We start from the raw sequence: 16291 nt of genomic DNA, 5'->3' as shown, positions 1-16291 counted from the left end.
AATTTTTAAAGAACGTATATAGACCTTTAGAAAAAGAAAAACCTTACATGAAATGAAACCAATATAAATTCGGCTTGCTATAATAGGATGTACACGGTAATTGTTAGAGGTTTTTGCCGATTCTTATGTAAGAAGGTATTAAAATCTTAATTTAAATATCTATATAATAGAATTTACATTTCTATGATATAGTAAGAAAAAGGGGGCTTACAAATGGAAATCATTCACGAAAGAGTAAAGCTACGGTTAATGGATAGTGATGATGTCGAAACTTTGTTTTCGATTGTAGAAGGAAATCGGGAAATTTGGGCGTATTTAATCTCTAAAATGGATAGTGTGCAAGATATGCAGCAATATGTGCAAAAAGCGATACAAGGTTATGGAAAAGGTACGCAAATTCCTTTCGTTGTAGTGGATTTACAGACAAATGCGATTGTAGGAAGTACACGTCTATATAATATTTCAGTAGAAGATAAAACAGTCGAGTTAGGACAAACGTGGTATCATCCAAGTGTCCAGCGTACGAGTATAAATACAGAGTGTAAGTATATGCTTCTCCAGTATGCTTTTGAAAAACTGCATATGCTGAGGGCACAAATTAAGACGGATGCAAGAAATGAAAAAGCACAACGAGCAATTGAAAGGTTAGGAGCAGTAAAAGAGGGCGTGCTTAGAAATGAAAGAAAATTACCGAATGGACATGTGAGAGATGCGGTTGTGTATAGTATTATCGCAAGCGAATGGCCAGTTGTGAAAGCACGTCTATTAGAAAAATTAGAATTGTATAAAGAAAAGCTATAATTCGTGTTTTGAAAGGTATATTATTTGTAATACATAAAAAATATACCTTTTTTCTTACAAAATGCTACTTTATTTTAATTCCTTTTGTTTCATCGTTCCCTTCTGAGAAAAAATTCGTTACAATGTAGTTGTATGGTAATAAACTTATGAATTTAAAACATGTAATGAAAACCGCAAATGAAAATGAATTGATAATCCTCAATTTTAAATGAAAACCCTTTTATACATAAATAACAAGTAAAGTTCCTTCTTTTAAATAAACTCAAACAAAACGATTTGATATAAATGTTTTTTTATAGAAGTATGGATGATGTACGGAGGCAATTACAAATGAAAGAAAATAAGAAGAGTAAGAAAAGACGAATCTTTCAAGTATTTTTACTAATGATTTGTTCTGCTATTTTATATGTAAGTTATGCAGCTTACGATATTTGGAGTTATCGTTTTAAAACAGATGATAGCGTGAAAACGGATGCTGGTATCGTACTAGGAGCAGCTTCTTGGAACGGAAAACCATCTCCTGTATTTAAAGAAAGAATTAATCATGCGATTTCTTTATATAAGAACGGAAATATTAAAAAGATTATTTTTACAGGTGGTACAAAGTTTGAGGCAGAGCTTGAGGAAGCGCGTACTGCAAGAGTATATGCAATGAAACAAGGTGTAAAAGAGGAAGATATTTTAATTGAAACAAAATCTCTTTTCACTGAAGAAAATTTAAAGAATGCGAAGGAAGTTGGAATAGAGAACGGAATACGCACATACACGATTGTAAGTGATCCACTTCATATGAAACGCGCAATGAGAATCGCAAAACATATTAATATTGAAGCGTATGCTTCACCAACGCCGACATCAGCATATAAAACGTTAGATACAGAAATACCATTCTTCTTTAAAGAATTATTCTCGTATATTGGATATGTAACCTCGTTGCCATTAAAGGCATTGAAGGGAGACTAATAAGAAAAGAACCTATCTTTAAATAGGAACTTTTCTTATTAGTCAAAAACATTGTATTTTTATCGGAATAGTGAAACAATAGAGAGGTAGCTTCATATAATCATAATGACAAAATGAACGGTTCATGAATCGAACATAAAGGAGATTATAGTATGGCACTCTCATTTGTTGAAACAGAAAAACAATCTTTCATTATTGAACAAATAAATAAATTGATTCCGAAGTTCATGGAAAGGGAGCATCAACTAAGTGAATTAGGATCATTTCCGTATGAAAATATAAATGATTTAAAAGATATCGGATATACGAAATTAACGTTACCGAAGGAATTTGGTGGTAGTGCGATTTCTTTATATGACTTCGTTTTATTTCAAGAGAAAATTGCGGAAGGCTGCGGAGCTACTGCATTATCGATTGGCTGGCATCTTGGTATTGTGAAAGAGCTGGCGGAAAATCGTTCTTGGAATGATGAGATGTTCAAATGGTTTTGCGAAGAAGTGCGTAATGGAGCGCTCTTTAACAGGGCAGCAACAGAACCGAAAACAGGGAGCCCGACGCGTGGCGGTAAACCAGAAACAATAGCGGTGCAACAAGGCGAGAAGTGGGTTATAAATGGAAGGAAAACTTTTACAACGATGGCGCCAGTACTTGATTATTTTATTATTTCAGCAAGTATGGAAGGCCGAGAAGAAGTTGGAGAATTTGTCATTCCAAGAAATACACTCGGTGTATCCATTGAAGAAACGTGGGATAGCGTCGCGATGCGAGGGACTGCTAGTCATGACCTTGTCTTACAAAATGTAGAGATAGAAAGTCGCTTTTTTACAGATGTAAAGGACGGAAAAGTAAAACAAAAGGGTATTGGCTGGTTGCTACATATACCAGCATGTTATTTAGGAATTGCACAATCAGCAAGAAATTATGCAGTTCAGTTTGCGGGATCATACAAACCAAATAGTTTAAACCATTCTATTAGTTTATTACCGAATGTTAGAAGATTAGTTGGAGAATTAGAACTCGAGCTTATGCAAGCTCGCGTCTTTTTATATCAAATTGCGAAAAAATACGATGAGGCAGAAGATAAACTGTCACTGCAAACAGAATTAGCGGCAGTGAAATATGCCGTAACAAATGCGGCGATATCCATAGTGGATAAATCAATGCGCATCGTAGGAGCAAAAAGTTTATCAGAAAAAAATCCGCTTCACCGTTATTATTTAAACGTTAGAGCAGGACTACACAATCCGCCGATGGATGATGCAACACTATCTATGTTGGCGGATGCGGCGTTTCGGTCGTAGATAAAAAAAGAAGATCCTATTATAGGATCTTCTTTTTTTATAAAAATTAATAGAACGAGAACTCTATCAAATTATTAATCATATTACTTAAAAATGATGCGTAAGAATATAGTAAATGAAGGGAGATATAAAATGAATAAAGTGAAACTGAAAGTATTTAATATAAAGTATGTAATGATATGTATTTTATTCACGATTATATGTATTCTCACTTCATTCTTCATTTCTAGTAATTCAAACGTATTTAAATCGTATTATGTTAATCAATTATTAGGAACGAATTCTACGAAAGGCCTCATGTATATGATAGGTAGTGAAAATCGTTATTTTGCAGAAGAATTTCATAAAGAAAAAGGACGAGCGTCTTTGGAATCTTTTTTACTTTCACTTTCTACAAATATTAATGTAAATGACCTCCGAAGCTTATTAACTCGAGAACTTCCAAATATGAATCAATTTTATTCGGAAATATTAATTGCCGGGGAAGGAACAGATTATACGAATATTCCTGAAGAATCTAGTATTCCTTTAGAGAATATTAAGAATGAAGGTACTGCTGTTAAACACCCAAAGAGTGAGAAAGAAAACAATTCAAATACACAAAATAACGGTGAAAATAAAGTTTTTATTTATCATACACATAGTTGGGAGTCGTTTATTCCTCTCATCCCAGGTGCTACTGTACCTGATGATGCCTCAAGTACAAATAATGAAGTGAACATTACGTTTGTTGGAAATTATTTAAAACAAAAGCTAGAAGAAAAAGGAATAGGTGTTTCACATGATACGACAAATATGAGAGATTTTCTGCGAAATAAAAATTTAAATTGGGCGCAATCCTACAAAGGATCCCGTCAAATATTACAAGATAAATTGGCACAAGATAAAAATATTATGTTTCCCATTGATCTTCATAGGGACGATGCACGAAAAAATATTACGAAGAAAACGATTAATGGAAAGGATTATGCACGACTCTATTTTATTTTAGGTCGAGAAAATCCTAACTATGAAAAAAATAAAAAAATAGTAACGGCAATCAATTCATATTTAGATGAAAAGTATTACGGTTTAAGCCGAGGCATTTTTATTAAAGATCGTAAAAGCGGGAACGGAGTATATAATCAAGACCTTTCTCCAAATGCTTTACTTATTGAAATGGGAGGCGTAGATAATACACCAGAAGAATTATATGCTTCCGTTGATGCATTAGTAGAAGCATTTAGCCACTATTATAATGAAGTGACTAAGAAAAATAATTAAAATAAAAAGGAGTGACATCTAGTCAGAAGTGCTAGGGGGTTACTCCTTTTTTGTAGAATATAAAATCACCAATAGATGTTAGTAGTTAAAAAATCTTTCTTTTCATTCTTCTTTTTCTAGTTTTATAGGAGAATGCTATGCTTCTTATTTCACCTACTGTATAATAAGGAAAAAGCACGAAAAGAGGTCATCTCATGCTAGAGGTTATTGCAACATGTTTAGAAGATGTAAAACGAATTGAACGAGCTGGCGGGAAGCGAATTGAATTAATTTCATCTTATACAGAAGGCGGTTTAACACCGAGTTATGCATTTATTAAAAAAGCGGTAGAAGCAGTACATATACCGATTCACGTTATGATTCGCCCGCATGCGAAGTCTTTTACATATACGGAAGAAGAAATTGAAATGATGAAAGAAGATATTGTAGTTGCTCAGAAATTAGGAGTAGCTGGTGTTGTATTAGGTGTATTAAATGAAAAGAATGAAGTGGATGAAGAGAAACTAGCGAATTTATTATCTGTGGTAGATGGGATAAATGTTACATATCACCGTGCAATAGACGACATAGAAAATCCAGTAGAAGCAATGAAAACTTTAAAGAAGTTTCATAAAGTGACTCACGTCTTAACTTCAGGTGGACAAGGAAATATAGTGGAGAATATTCCACTGCTAACAGAAATGCAAAAGATAAGCGATGGTCAAATTCAACTTGTAGTTGGAGCTGGCGTGACGAAAGAAAATATAAAGCGATTGCTAGATGAAACTGGCATTTCGCAAGCTCATGTCGGTACAGCAGTAAGAGAAGGGAAATCATGTTTTGCTGAAATTGATCTTAATTTAGTACAAGAATTAGTTCAAATTATACAATAAACAATAAAGAAAGAGGAGAAACGATGAAGGAAAATACGAAGAAAGAATTATTCTCATGGGCTAAAACGATAGGATTTACCCTTGTATTAATCGCAATTATTCGCGGTGTATTATTTACACCGTCATTAGTACAAGGCGAATCGATGATGCCTACACTAGAAAATAACGAACGAGTTCTTGTGAATAAGATTGGTTATAGTATAAGTGGATTAGAACGCTTTGATATTATCGTCTTCCACGGAAAAGAAGGATACGATTTAGTAAAACGAGTAATTGGTTTACCAGGCGATACAGTGGAGTATAAAAATGATGTATTATATGTAAACGGAAAAGCGATGGAAGAACCATATTTAAAAGAGTTTAAAGAAAAAGCAGCAGGCCGTGTATTAACTCCAGACTTTACGTTAGAACAAATTACAGGAAAAACGAAAGTGCCAGAAGGCCAAGTGTTTGTTTTAGGAGATAATCGTGAAGTTTCTAAAGACGGTCGTATGTTTGGATTTATTTCAGAAGATGAAATTGTCGGAAAAGGACAAGCTGTTTTCTGGCCGTTGAAACAAGTAAGAGCGTTATAAAGAAAAAGTATGGGAGAAATATTCTTCCATACTTTTTTTATGCCTATTTATTTAAACGTTTGGTTTTGCTATAACTTGAGCTTTTGAAAGAGAACCATCATTATTTCTAAATTTTATTTTGTATTCACCTTACATAAAGGTTAAGTAGCTGAAAAATATATTGATAGAATTGAAAGAATATTTTATAATTTTAAATTATATGTTTGTTTCGAAAAACGGAATTTAAGTTCCGAAATTTGGAACAAGAGGGAGATAGAATGAGTATAAATAAAACGGCAGTTAAGACAATGGATATTTTAGAGTTGTTTTATGAGCATGAAGAGCTAAGTTTAACAGAGATGGTTCAGCTTACAAGTATGCCGAAAACATCTGTTTATCGTTTAATTGGCTCGTTAGAAGAAATGGAGTTTTTACAAAAAAACGAAAAGGGGAAATATCGTTTAGGAGTCGTGTTTTTACGGTTCGGTCAACTTGTTTCACAAAGACTATCCGTAAGAAATATTGCGATTCCATATATGAAAGAGCTTAGAGATAGTTTAGGGCAGGCAGTTAATTTAATTATTCAAGATGGTAATGATGCGATTTATGTGGAAAAGATGGAAGGTGCTCAACCTGTACGTGTGTATACGGCGGTTGGAAGAAGAGCGCCACTTTATGCGGGTGCATGTCCGAGAATTTTACTATCGTATTTCTCTGAGGAAGAAAAACGAAAATACATAGAGGAAACGGATTTAAAGCAATTTGCAGATGGAACAATCGTAGATAAGAAACAATTGCTAGAAGTGTTACAAATGGCAAAAAAGGAAGGACATGCAATTAGCTACTCTGAGTTAGAAAATCATACAGCGGCTATAGCAGCGCCCATTTTCGCAAGCGATGGAACGGTTGTAGCAGGCATTAGTATTTCGGGATTAGCAATTGAGTACAGCGAAAGTAACATTCCATATTTTATCGCGAAGGTAAAAGAGACAGCGAATCGCATTTCGAAAGAACTCGGCTTTTTGGCATAGAAAGAGGGAGTAGGATGAAATTTTCGGCGTTAGGGGATCAAGCAATTATTGTTACATTTGGTGAAGGAATTGGAATGGATACTTATGAAAAAGTGCAGCGATTATTTCAAGCGCTGCAGCAACATCCGTTTGTAGGGATGGTTGAATGTGTTCCGTCGTTTACTTCATTAGCTGTTTACTACAATTTGTATGAAGTATGGAAGGAAAATGATAGACAGATAAGACCGTATGATTACGTATGCCAATACATAACTGGAATGTTAGATACGTATAAGGAAGAGCTGAAACGAGATGTGAAACATATTTCTATACCCGTTTGTTACGGGGGAGAATATGGACCTGATTTAGAAGAGGTCGCACATTATCACGGTTTACAAGTAGAAGATGTCATTCGAATACATAGTGAAATAACGTATTTTGTGTATATGTTAGGTTTTACACCAGGGTTCCCGTATTTAGGAGGACTATCAAAAGAACTAGAAACGCCTAGAAAAGAAACACCGCGGTTACAAATCTCTCCTGGTTCGGTAGGAATCGGCGGAAATCAAACAGGTATTTATCCGCTTGAAACACCGGGTGGATGGAATATTATTGGACGAACACCAATCTCCTTATTTAATCCGGAAGAAAAAACACCAACCTATATTCAAAGCGGTATGTATTTACGATTTATTCCAATAACGAAGGAAGAGTACGTATCACTTGAGGGGGCTAAAGAATGGATGTAGAAGTTTTGCATGCGGGAATGTTTACAACAGTCCAAGATTTAGGACGGTCTCATTATCAACAATACGGTGTGCCAGTTGGCGGGGCGATGGATCAAAGTGCACTTCGGATGATCAATATGTTAGTTGGTAATGAAGAGAATGAAGCGGCACTCGAAATGACGATTATGGGACCGAAATTGTTAATAAAGAAAACGACGTTACTTGCGATTGGCGGTGCGGATATGGAACCGTTACTAAATGGGGAGCGTATACCATTATGGCGTCCCATTTTAGCGGAAGAAGGTAGTATGCTTTGCTTTGGAAAAGTGAAAAGTGGTTGCAGAACGTATGTGACTTTTGCAGGTGGTATCCATATTGATCGTACGATGGGAAGCAAAAGTACTTACATACGTGCTGCGATTGGCGGTATAGAAGGGAGAATGTTGAAAAAGGGTGACTACTTTCAAATTGGTGTACAACCAGAAATGGCGAATCGTTTCGTTCAAGACTTACAAAAAGATGAGAGAATAAAAACGAAATGGGCAATTAGTAGTAGCGTACGACCAAAATATAAGAAAAATCCTAAACTTCGCGTCATAACTGATTTTGAATATGATCAATTTACAGAAGAAAGCAAAAAGGCATTTTTTACGAAAGAGTATAAAGTATCTAATTACGCTGATCGTATGGGTTATAGGGTTGAAGGAGAAATTTTAAATAGATCCGTTGAAAAAGAGATTTTATCGAGCCCTGTTACATTTGGAACCATTCAAGTTCCAAATGGTGGACAGCCAATTATATTAATGTCAGATAGGCAAACGACAGGTGGCTATCCGAGAATGGGAAATATCATTTCAGTAGATTTACCTCTTCTTGCCCAGCTAAAACCTGGGGACTATGTTTCTTTTGAGAAAATTACGCTTGAAGAAGCGGAACAATTGTACATAGAACAAGAAGTAAATATGAATCTATTAAAAAAATTTATAGCTTTACGAAGTTGAATTTAGGAGGGAAACATTGTGACTACAATTGATTTAAACTGTGATTTAGGAGAAAGTTTTGGCGCTTATAAAATGGGGAATGATGATGAAATTCTTCCATTCGTATCCTCTATAAATGTTGCTTGCGGTTTTCATGCAGGTGATCCGTCTGTTATGCGGCAAACGGTTGAAAAAGCTCTACAGCATAACGTAGCGATAGGGGCACACCCAGGTTTTCCAGACTTAATTGGATTTGGTAGAAGGAACATGAATGTTTCAGTAAGTGAAGTATACGATTATGTTTTATATCAAATTGGTGCATTAGACGGTTTTGTAAAAGCAGCTGGCGGGAAGATGCATCATGTGAAACCACACGGTGCTCTATATAATATGGCGGCAACTAATCCGGAAATTGCAGATGCAATTGCAAAGGCAATATATCATAGTAATCCAAATCTATTACTTTACGGATTAGCAAATAGCGAGGCGTTTATACAGGCTGCGGAAAAATATAATATAACTCTCGTACAAGAAGCCTTTGCAGATCGTACGTATAAGCAAGATGGAACATTAACGAGTCGTACGGAAGAAAATGCGCTTATAAAAAATGAAGACGAAGCGATAAAGCAAGTGCTTCAAATGGTGAAAGAAGGGTATGTAAATTCGGTGAATGGCGAGAAAGTAGAAGTTCAAGCGAAAACGATTTGTTTACATGGTGATAGTGAAAAAGCAGTGCAATTTGCGGAGAGAATATACAGAACATTCGAACTTAATGGTATTTCTATTTGTGCACCGAAGTAAAAATATGAGGGGAAGTGCTGAAATGATTAAATTAATCGGGATACTACTCGTTGCAGTTGGTTTTTTATTTAGACTAAACACATTGTTAGTCGTTATGGTTGCAGGTATTGTTACGGGTATGGTTTCAGGATTAAGCTTTTATGATGTCATCAGTATGTTCGGTAAATTTTTCATAGAAAATAGATATATGTCTATGCCAATTATATTAACTTTACCGGTAATCGGAATTTTAGAGCGTTACGGTTTGAAAGAAAGAGCAGAAGCACTTATAACGAAATCAAAAGGAGCAACAACTGGAAGAGTATTAATGTCATATTTTACGATAAGAGAATCGTCAGCAGCACTTGGACTGAATATTGGTGGTCATGCACAAACGGTAAGACCACTCGTTGCGCCGATGGCCGAAGGGGCTGCGCAAGGTAAATACGGTAAGCTTCCTGAAAAGTTAAGAGAAAAGATTAAAGCAAATGCAGCAGCTGCGGAAAATACAGCTTGGTTTTTCGGAGAGGATATATTTATCGCGACTGGAGCTATTTTATTAATGAAAGGGTTCTTCGATTCAGTAGGTATGCATGTCGGTGTATGGGATATGGCGCTTTGGGGTATTCCAACTGCAATATCTGCACTTATCGTAAGCTGGATTAGATTTAGAAGATTTGATAAATATATAGCAAAAACGATGGAATCAAAAGAAAAAGAAGAGAAGGAGGCAATATAAAATGAACATCATCACAATGGATACAATCTACTATGTATTAGGTATCATCGTTGCCTTTATCGCTGTACGTATTGCCTTTGATCGTGAGCATCCAAACCGATTTGGTTCTAGTTTATTTTGGGCGTTGTTTGCAGTTACATTTTTATTTGGAAATGTAATCCCTTCGTTTTACGTTGGCTGTATTGTACTCGCTATGGTTGTGTTAGCTTCACTAAATAAAGTAACAAAATCAGAGGAGAAAGAAGTTCCAGTACAACAACGTGTAAAACATGCGGAGAAATTAAAAAATAAAATCTTTATGCCTGCACTATTAATTCCTATTTTTACAATTATAGGTACGTTAACGTTAGGGAAAATTAAATGGGGGAAATGTCTCCCTTGTTGATCCAGATAAAGTAACGCTAGTAGCATTAGCACTAGGAGCATTACTTGCATTCGTTGCGGCGATGCGTATTACAAAATCGAAGATAACAACTCCTGTACAAGAAGGAAGTAGACTATTACAAGCTGTCGGCTGGGCTGTCATTTTACCACAAATGTTAGCGGCACTTGGCGGTATTTTCGCAAAATCTGGCGTTGGACAAGTCGTTTCTGATTTAGTCGGCCAAGTGTTACCGACAGAGTATCCGTTCGTTGCTGTTATGGCGTACTGTTTAGGGATGATGCTTTTCACAGTCGTAATGGGAAATGCTTTCGCAGCGTTTGCTGTTATTACTGGTGGAATTGGTTTACCTTTAATTGTACAAATGCACGGCGGAAACCCAGCGATTATGGCAGCGCTCGGTATGTTTGCTGGATATTGCGGAACGTTACTTACACCAATGGCAGCAAACTTTAATATCGTTCCAGCAATGCTTTTAGAACTAAAAGATAAAAATGCCGTTATTAAAGCACAAGTACCAATTGCTCTTTCAATCTTCATCATAAATATGTTTATTATGTACGGTCTCGTATATCGTTTCTAATTAGGAGGAAAAAACTATGAAAACAGTATTATTAACAGGCTTTGATCCGTTCGGCGGAGAAAGCATTAACCCAGCTTGGGAAGTCGCAAAAAGTTTGCATGAAAAAACAACCGGGGAATACAAGATTATTAGTAAACAAGTACCGACCGTATTTCATAAATCAATACAAGTTTTAAAAGAATATATAGATGAACTAAACCCTGAAATAATTATATGTATCGGACAGGCTGGGGGCAGACCAGATATTACGATAGAGCGTGTCGCAATTAATATTGATGATGCAAGAATTGCTGACAATGAAGGGAACCAGCCGGTAGATGTACCAGTCGTAGAAGAAGGACCAGCTGCTTATTGGTCTACACTTCCGATGAAAGCAATTGTAAAAAGACTTCAAGAAGAAGGCATACCAGCTTCCGTTTCACAAACAGCAGGTACATTCGTTTGTAATCACTTATTTTATGGTCTCATGCATGAACTAGAGAAGCGTGATAAGAAAATAAAAGGCGGATTTGTTCATATTCCGTTTTTACCAGAGCAAGCGAGCAAGTATCCAGGGCAACCGAGTATGGCTCTTTCTACTATTCGTAAAGGGATAGAGTTGGCAGTTGAGGTAACGATGACCGTTGAGGTGGATATTGTAGAGGTTGGGGGTGCGACGCATTAAGTAGAATGAATTGTACGACACCTCCTGTAAACAACTGGTATAATAAGTATAGGAAAATACATAGAGGTGATTTTTGTGCAACAATTTGAAGAAGTACGTTCAATTTTAGAAAAAGCAAAGAAAATTACAGTATTAACAGGTGCTGGTGCAAGTACGGAAAGTGGTATCCCAGATTTTCGTTCAGCAAATGGATTGTATGCTGATGCGAATGTGGAGATGTATTTATCAAGAGGATATTATAATAGAAGTCCCAAAGAATTTTGGAAGCATTATAAAGAAATATTTCAAATTAATACCTTCTATCAATATAAACCAAATCGTGGCCATCGCTTTTTAGCTGAATTAGAAGAACAAGGGAAAGATATTACGATTTTAACGCAAAATATTGATGGTTTACATCAATTAGGTGGTAGTAAACATGTCATTGATTTACACGGTACACTGCAAACAGCGCATTGTCAGAAGTGTAAAGCGGGATATGATTTACAGTATATGATAGATCATGAAGTGCCGCGCTGTCAGAAGTGTAATTTCATTTTAAATCCAGACGTTGTTTTGTATGGAGATACATTACCGCAATATCAAAATGCGATAAAACGTTTATATGAAACAGATGTGTTAATCGTTATGGGAACGTCATTAAAAGTACAGCCTGTTGCTTCATTCCCACAAATTGCAAAGAGGGAAGTAGGAGCAACAACCATCTTAGTAAATGAAGAGTTAACAGGACAGGAATACAACTTTGATTATGTTTTTCAAAATAAGATTGGTGAATTTGTTGAAGGATTGTCTTCAAGGAAATAAGTTATCGAAAAAACTGAGGTATCCACCTCAGTTTTTTATTTGAGTAATCATTATATTAAGCAATATGAAAACATGTCGATAATGTAGTAACCACGTCTCTATAATTTATAAAAAAGTGTTTCGTAGGCAAAATAGCAGAGTAAGAAGTAGTATTATTTTTAACGAATACACAGTCGTCATAAAGTAAGTTAATATGTAGCTGTTGTAAAGGTTCTATTTCGTTTTAAGTATGCAACCTTTCTTTTAGAATAACATTCATGTTATTCCTTAATAAGGGAATGGTAATAAATAGGATATAAAATTAAAAAACTGAAAATTAAATCTTTTATTTCTTTTGTAATTAATATAAAATTCTATATATATCATATAAATAAATTTGATACATAATGATTTTCCGTAGAAATGTTAATAGAATGAAGCGAGGGAGCGAAATGAGACAGAAAAAGGAGCAGAAGAAACAATCGAAAAAGAAAAAGACTCATATTCCTTTTCGGTTAAATGTACTATTCTTTATCGTCTTTCTTTTATTTTCAGCTATTATAATTCAATTAGGTAAAGTACAGATCATTGATGGAGAAACGTATAGAAATGAAGTGAACAAAAAGGAAGATGTAACGGTAAGTACACCTGTTCCTAGAGGGAAAATGTTTGATCGACAAGGTCAGGTGATTGTAAATAACAAACCACTACGAACCGTTACATATACAAAAATGAAAGGAGTAGACTCGAAAGAAGTTTTACAAGTAGCAAGAAACTTAGCCCAGTTAATTGAAATGTCGCCAGAGGATATAGACAAGTTAACAGAAACAGATAAAAAAGATTTTTGGATGCAGTTAAATGAAAAGCGGGCAGCAGCAAAAGTAACGAAAGAAGATGAGAGTAAATTTAGGAAGCAGGAGATAGAAGGGAAAGAATTAGATAAAAAAGTTGAAGAGTTACGTAGGGAAAGAATTACACAAGAAGAATTAAGCGAACTTTCAAAAGAGGATTTAGAAGTATTAGCAATTAAAAGCAAAATGAATGCGGGATATAAAATGACGCCGCAAATCGTTAAAAAAGATGTAAGTCAAAATGAATATGCAGTCGTAAGTGAAAGATTGGCAAGCTTGCCTGGAGTAGATACGACAGTAGACTGGGAACGTGAATACCCAAATGATAAAATACTTCGTTCTATCCTTGGTAGCGTTTCTACTGAAAATGAAGGATTGCCAAGAGAACAATTAGATTATTACTTAGTACGTGATTATAACAGAAATGATCGTATTGGTAAGAGTTACATTGAAAAACAATATGAAGATGCACTCCATGGAACGAAAGAACAGACTAGAAGTATTACAGATAAAACAGGGAATGTGATTCGAAATGAAAAAGTGACCGAAGGAAAAAGTGGAAATAATTTAATGTTAACAGTGGATATGGAATTACAGAAAAAAGTAGAGCAAAGTCTTGAAAAGAATTTACGAGCATTTCATTCTGCAGAGCCGATGATGGATCGTGCATTCGTTGTAATGATGAACCCGAAAAACGGTCAAATTTTATCGATGGCAGGAAAGAAAATTGTAAATAAAGATGGCGGGATGCAAATAGAAGACTACGCTTTAGGAACGATGACAAGTTCTTATGAGTTAGGGTCAACTGTGAAAGGGGCCACGTTATTAGCCGGTTATCAAACTGACACAATTAAGCCGTATACGCATTTCTTTGATGCACCAATGTATTTTAAAGGAAGCTCCAAGCCGAAGAAATCGTGGAAAGAATTTGGTGATATTGATGATTTAAGAGCTTTACAAGTTTCATCAAACGTTTATATGTTTAACACGGCTTTAAAAATGGCAGGTATAAATTATGTGCCAAACAATCCATTAGACATTAAACAAGAGACATTTAATAAAATGCGTTACTATTTTAGACAGTTTGGCTTAGGTGTACCGACTGGTATTGATTTGCCGAATGAATCGATTGGTCAAATGGGTAGAACAGATAACATACCTGGTTTTTTACTCGATTATGCGATTGGACAATACGATACATATACGCCGCTTCAACTTGCTCAATATATTTCAACAATTGCAAACGGTGGTTACCGAATGAAACCGCAAATTGTGCAAGAAGTGAGAGAGCAACCACATAGACCAGAGGGTGTTGGAAAAGTTATTCGGTCTATTGAGCCAGTTATTTTAAATCGAGTGGATATGAACACCTCATACATTAATCATGTAAAAGAAGGATTTAGAAGAGTTTTTCAAGAGAATGACGGAACTGGTACTGCAACGTTTAAAGGATTACCATATAAACCAGCTGGAAAAACAGGAACAGCTGAAACCGTGTATGGTGGAGAAAGTGAAATTGGAAGAGATGAAAACAATAATAGAAAAAAATGTTATAATTTAACTCTTGCCGGTTATGCACCATATGATGCTGATCCAGAAGTAGCTTTTTCAGTTGTTGTACCATGGGTAAATGATGACAAATCAGGAATTAATTCCGCGATTGGTAAAGAGATTTTGGATGCGTATTTTGAATTGAAAACGAAAAGATCGGGTGGAAATCCAGTCCCAGTAGAGCAGCCGAACAAGGCCCAGTAAAAATAATATCACTGCATTGAGACTTATGGTGCAGTGATATATTTTTTGATTTAAAAAGCGTTTGAATAAGGTGGGAATGGATATGAAACAGGAGATTAAGAGAGGTTGGGGGAAATACATACTCTTCGTGTTTGTTTTGGTCGTAGCCTATCATTCTTTTACTTTATGTAAAGTGGAAGGGAAATCGATGCAACCGACTTTATATGAAGAAGACTACGTATTTGTAAATAAAGCAGCGGTACACTTTTCCGATTTAGAGCATGGAGAAATTGTCATTATAAAGGAAGAGGATGAATCAAAATATTATGTGAAACGAGTAATAGGACTTCCAGGTGACGTAATTAACATAACGAATGGATTCGTATATGTGAATGATAAAAAACAAGAAGAACCGTATACAAATAAAGATTTGTTCAATAATACGCAAGTGTTTTATAACTTTCAAAAGACAAAAATCCCGCCAAATAAGTTATTTGTAATGGGAGATAATCGTGAACTTAGTAGAGATAGTCGAAACGGCTTAGGGTATATTGAAGAAGATAATATAATAGGAAAAGTGGAATTTGTATATTATCCTTTTTCAAAAATGAAGATTATCAAATAAGTGGGGAGTTACCAAACCCCACTTATTAACGTTTCACTTTATCTTTTTTAAAAAACCTTTTGGGTTAAAGGATATGAAAAACTTATGCTTAGATTCATCGATTATGAAATTGTTATTTTTAGCTAAAAACTCTTCAACTGCTTCCATTGGACCAGGCCCCCAATCGGGAGAAACAGGATTTCCATTAATAGATGTATCTTCTACGATAATATAACTGCCTTTAGTAACGATAGATTTATAAAGCAACAATTCTTTTGCTACATGCTCTTTACTATGATCAGAATCTAAAATAACTAAAATTACATCATTAGGTTTGCGCATACTTAATATTGTTTGCACAGCGGTTACTGAAACAGAGGAAGCTGTTAAATACGTAATGCGATCATGGGATGGACGATTTGGTTGTGGAAATATATCGATAGTAAGAACGTGACCTTTTCCAATTAAATCTAATATAGAAGCTAAATATAGTGCACTACCACCATAACAAGTGCCACATTCAATAATTAAGTCGGGTTTTAATTCGTAAATCATTTCTTGATACAAAAAAAGATCAGAAGGAAGTTTGAGAATGGGGACTCCAAGCCAATGTGTATCATATAACCAGACTCGACTATCGTAAAATTGTTTTAAAAATTCGCTGCTTATGTTATCGATTTTGAACACTCCTTTCTGAAA

The 16291-nt window shown here is 35.3% G+C and carries 16 protein-coding genes and 1 pseudogene; 16 read left to right on the top strand and 1 reads right to left on the bottom strand.

The features are described from left to right. The first annotated feature begins 213 nt into the window (after nucleotides 1-213). From MR079_RS00615 to lepB (MR079_RS00535), 16 genes and pseudogenes are all read left to right on the top strand, one after another. A complete protein-coding gene (locus MR079_RS00615; protein ID WP_242293294.1) occupies nucleotides 214-801 on the top strand; it encodes a GNAT family N-acetyltransferase in 588 nt (195 codons plus the stop codon). 330 nt (nucleotides 802-1131) lie between these two features. Further along, the gene (locus tag MR079_RS00610; RefSeq protein ID WP_000662223.1) at nucleotides 1132-1764 is read left to right on the top strand and encodes a YdcF family protein; all 633 of its coding nucleotides are present in this window, start codon (nucleotides 1132-1134) and stop codon (nucleotides 1762-1764) included. 152 nt (nucleotides 1765-1916) lie between these two features. After that, nucleotides 1917-3065: an acyl-CoA dehydrogenase family protein gene (locus MR079_RS00605; protein WP_242293293.1), complete on the top strand. Its 1149-nt coding sequence runs from the start codon at nucleotides 1917-1919 to the stop codon at nucleotides 3063-3065. 132 nt (nucleotides 3066-3197) lie between these two features. After that, entirely contained in the window at nucleotides 3198-4328 is a 1131-nt protein-coding gene (gene spoIIP / locus MR079_RS00600; RefSeq protein WP_139866014.1) for a stage II sporulation protein P, read from the top strand. A 194-nt stretch (nucleotides 4329-4522) separates the two neighbouring features. Further along, a complete protein-coding gene (locus tag MR079_RS00595) occupies nucleotides 4523-5200 on the top strand; it encodes a copper homeostasis protein CutC (protein WP_016717891.1) in 678 nt (225 codons plus the stop codon). Between the two features lie 23 nt (nucleotides 5201-5223). Next, entirely contained in the window at nucleotides 5224-5775 is a 552-nt protein-coding gene (gene lepB / locus MR079_RS00590; RefSeq protein ID WP_000662493.1) for a signal peptidase I, read from the top strand. A 257-nt stretch (nucleotides 5776-6032) separates the two neighbouring features. Beyond that, nucleotides 6033-6785 carry an IclR family transcriptional regulator gene (locus MR079_RS00585; RefSeq protein WP_242293292.1) on the top strand — a complete coding sequence of 251 codons (753 nt, stop codon included), beginning with the start codon at nucleotides 6033-6035 and terminating at the stop codon, nucleotides 6783-6785. 14 nt (nucleotides 6786-6799) lie between these two features. After that, entirely contained in the window at nucleotides 6800-7513 is a 714-nt protein-coding gene (pxpB, locus tag MR079_RS00580; RefSeq protein WP_139866012.1) for a 5-oxoprolinase subunit PxpB, read from the top strand. Beyond that, the gene (locus tag MR079_RS00575) at nucleotides 7504-8493 is read left to right on the top strand and encodes a 5-oxoprolinase subunit C family protein (protein WP_139866011.1); all 990 of its coding nucleotides are present in this window, start codon (nucleotides 7504-7506) and stop codon (nucleotides 8491-8493) included. The genes pxpB and MR079_RS00575 overlap by 10 nt, the downstream gene beginning before the upstream one ends. 18 nt (nucleotides 8494-8511) lie before the next feature. Then, nucleotides 8512-9273, top strand: coding sequence for a 5-oxoprolinase subunit PxpA (gene pxpA / locus MR079_RS00570; RefSeq protein ID WP_242293291.1), 762 nt, complete (start codon nucleotides 8512-8514; stop codon nucleotides 9271-9273). 22 nt (nucleotides 9274-9295) lie between these two features. Then, entirely contained in the window at nucleotides 9296-9991 is a 696-nt protein-coding gene (locus MR079_RS00565; protein ID WP_060631398.1) for a DUF969 domain-containing protein, read from the top strand. A gap of 1 nt (nucleotide 9992) precedes the next feature. Beyond that, nucleotides 9993-10956 (top strand): annotated as a pseudogene (locus tag MR079_RS00560) (DUF979 domain-containing protein). Between the two features lie 16 nt (nucleotides 10957-10972). Beyond that, the gene (gene pcp / locus MR079_RS00555) at nucleotides 10973-11620 is read left to right on the top strand and encodes a pyroglutamyl-peptidase I (RefSeq protein WP_242293290.1); all 648 of its coding nucleotides are present in this window, start codon (nucleotides 10973-10975) and stop codon (nucleotides 11618-11620) included. Nucleotides 11621-11695: 75 nt separating this feature from the next. Beyond that, on the top strand, nucleotides 11696-12424 hold the full coding sequence (locus MR079_RS00550; RefSeq protein ID WP_242293289.1) for an NAD-dependent protein deacylase: 729 nt from the start codon (nucleotides 11696-11698) through the stop codon (nucleotides 12422-12424). A 431-nt stretch (nucleotides 12425-12855) separates the two neighbouring features. Beyond that, nucleotides 12856-15009, top strand: coding sequence for a peptidoglycan D,D-transpeptidase FtsI family protein (locus tag MR079_RS00540; protein ID WP_139866006.1), 2154 nt, complete (start codon nucleotides 12856-12858; stop codon nucleotides 15007-15009). Nucleotides 15010-15091: 82 nt separating this feature from the next. After that, nucleotides 15092-15613: a signal peptidase I gene (lepB, locus tag MR079_RS00535; protein ID WP_139866005.1), complete on the top strand. Its 522-nt coding sequence runs from the start codon at nucleotides 15092-15094 to the stop codon at nucleotides 15611-15613. A gap of 33 nt (nucleotides 15614-15646) precedes the next feature. On the opposite strand, the gene MR079_RS00530 is transcribed toward lepB (MR079_RS00535), so the two are convergent. Continuing rightward, on the bottom strand, nucleotides 15647-16279 hold the full coding sequence (locus tag MR079_RS00530; protein WP_139866004.1) for a CmcI family methyltransferase: 633 nt from the start codon (nucleotides 16277-16279) through the stop codon (nucleotides 15647-15649). Nucleotides 16280-16291 lie beyond the last annotated feature (12 nt).

This window comes from Bacillus cereus group sp. BfR-BA-01381 (genome assembly GCF_022663555.1).
In the GTDB taxonomy this organism is placed as follows: Bacteria; Bacillota; Bacilli; order Bacillales; family Bacillaceae_G; genus Bacillus_A; species Bacillus_A pacificus.
This window is presented reverse-complemented; position numbering and strand designations above follow the sequence as displayed.

What these genes read in the sequence shown, in the direction of transcription:
- MR079_RS00565 (WP_060631398.1), top strand. Translation starts at nt 9,296, where the DNA reads ATGATTAAATTAATCGGGATACTACTCGTTGCAGTTGGTTTTTTATTT.
- MR079_RS00595 (WP_016717891.1), top strand. Translation starts at nt 4,523, where the DNA reads ATGCTAGAGGTTATTGCAACATGTTTAGAAGATGTAAAACGAATTGAA.
- MR079_RS00610 (WP_000662223.1), top strand. Translation starts at nt 1,132, where the DNA reads ATGAAAGAAAATAAGAAGAGTAAGAAAAGACGAATCTTTCAAGTATTT.
- MR079_RS00605 (WP_242293293.1), top strand. Translation starts at nt 1,917, where the DNA reads ATGGCACTCTCATTTGTTGAAACAGAAAAACAATCTTTCATTATTGAA.
- MR079_RS00615 (WP_242293294.1), top strand. Translation starts at nt 214, where the DNA reads ATGGAAATCATTCACGAAAGAGTAAAGCTACGGTTAATGGATAGTGAT.
- pxpB (WP_139866012.1), top strand. Translation starts at nt 6,800, where the DNA reads ATGAAATTTTCGGCGTTAGGGGATCAAGCAATTATTGTTACATTTGGT.
- MR079_RS00540 (WP_139866006.1), top strand. Translation starts at nt 12,856, where the DNA reads ATGAGACAGAAAAAGGAGCAGAAGAAACAATCGAAAAAGAAAAAGACT.
- lepB (WP_139866005.1), top strand. Translation starts at nt 15,092, where the DNA reads ATGAAACAGGAGATTAAGAGAGGTTGGGGGAAATACATACTCTTCGTG.
- pcp (WP_242293290.1), top strand. Translation starts at nt 10,973, where the DNA reads ATGAAAACAGTATTATTAACAGGCTTTGATCCGTTCGGCGGAGAAAGC.
- MR079_RS00585 (WP_242293292.1), top strand. Translation starts at nt 6,033, where the DNA reads ATGAGTATAAATAAAACGGCAGTTAAGACAATGGATATTTTAGAGTTG.
- lepB (WP_000662493.1), top strand. Translation starts at nt 5,224, where the DNA reads ATGAAGGAAAATACGAAGAAAGAATTATTCTCATGGGCTAAAACGATA.
- spoIIP (WP_139866014.1), top strand. Translation starts at nt 3,198, where the DNA reads ATGAATAAAGTGAAACTGAAAGTATTTAATATAAAGTATGTAATGATA.
- MR079_RS00575 (WP_139866011.1), top strand. Translation starts at nt 7,504, where the DNA reads ATGGATGTAGAAGTTTTGCATGCGGGAATGTTTACAACAGTCCAAGAT.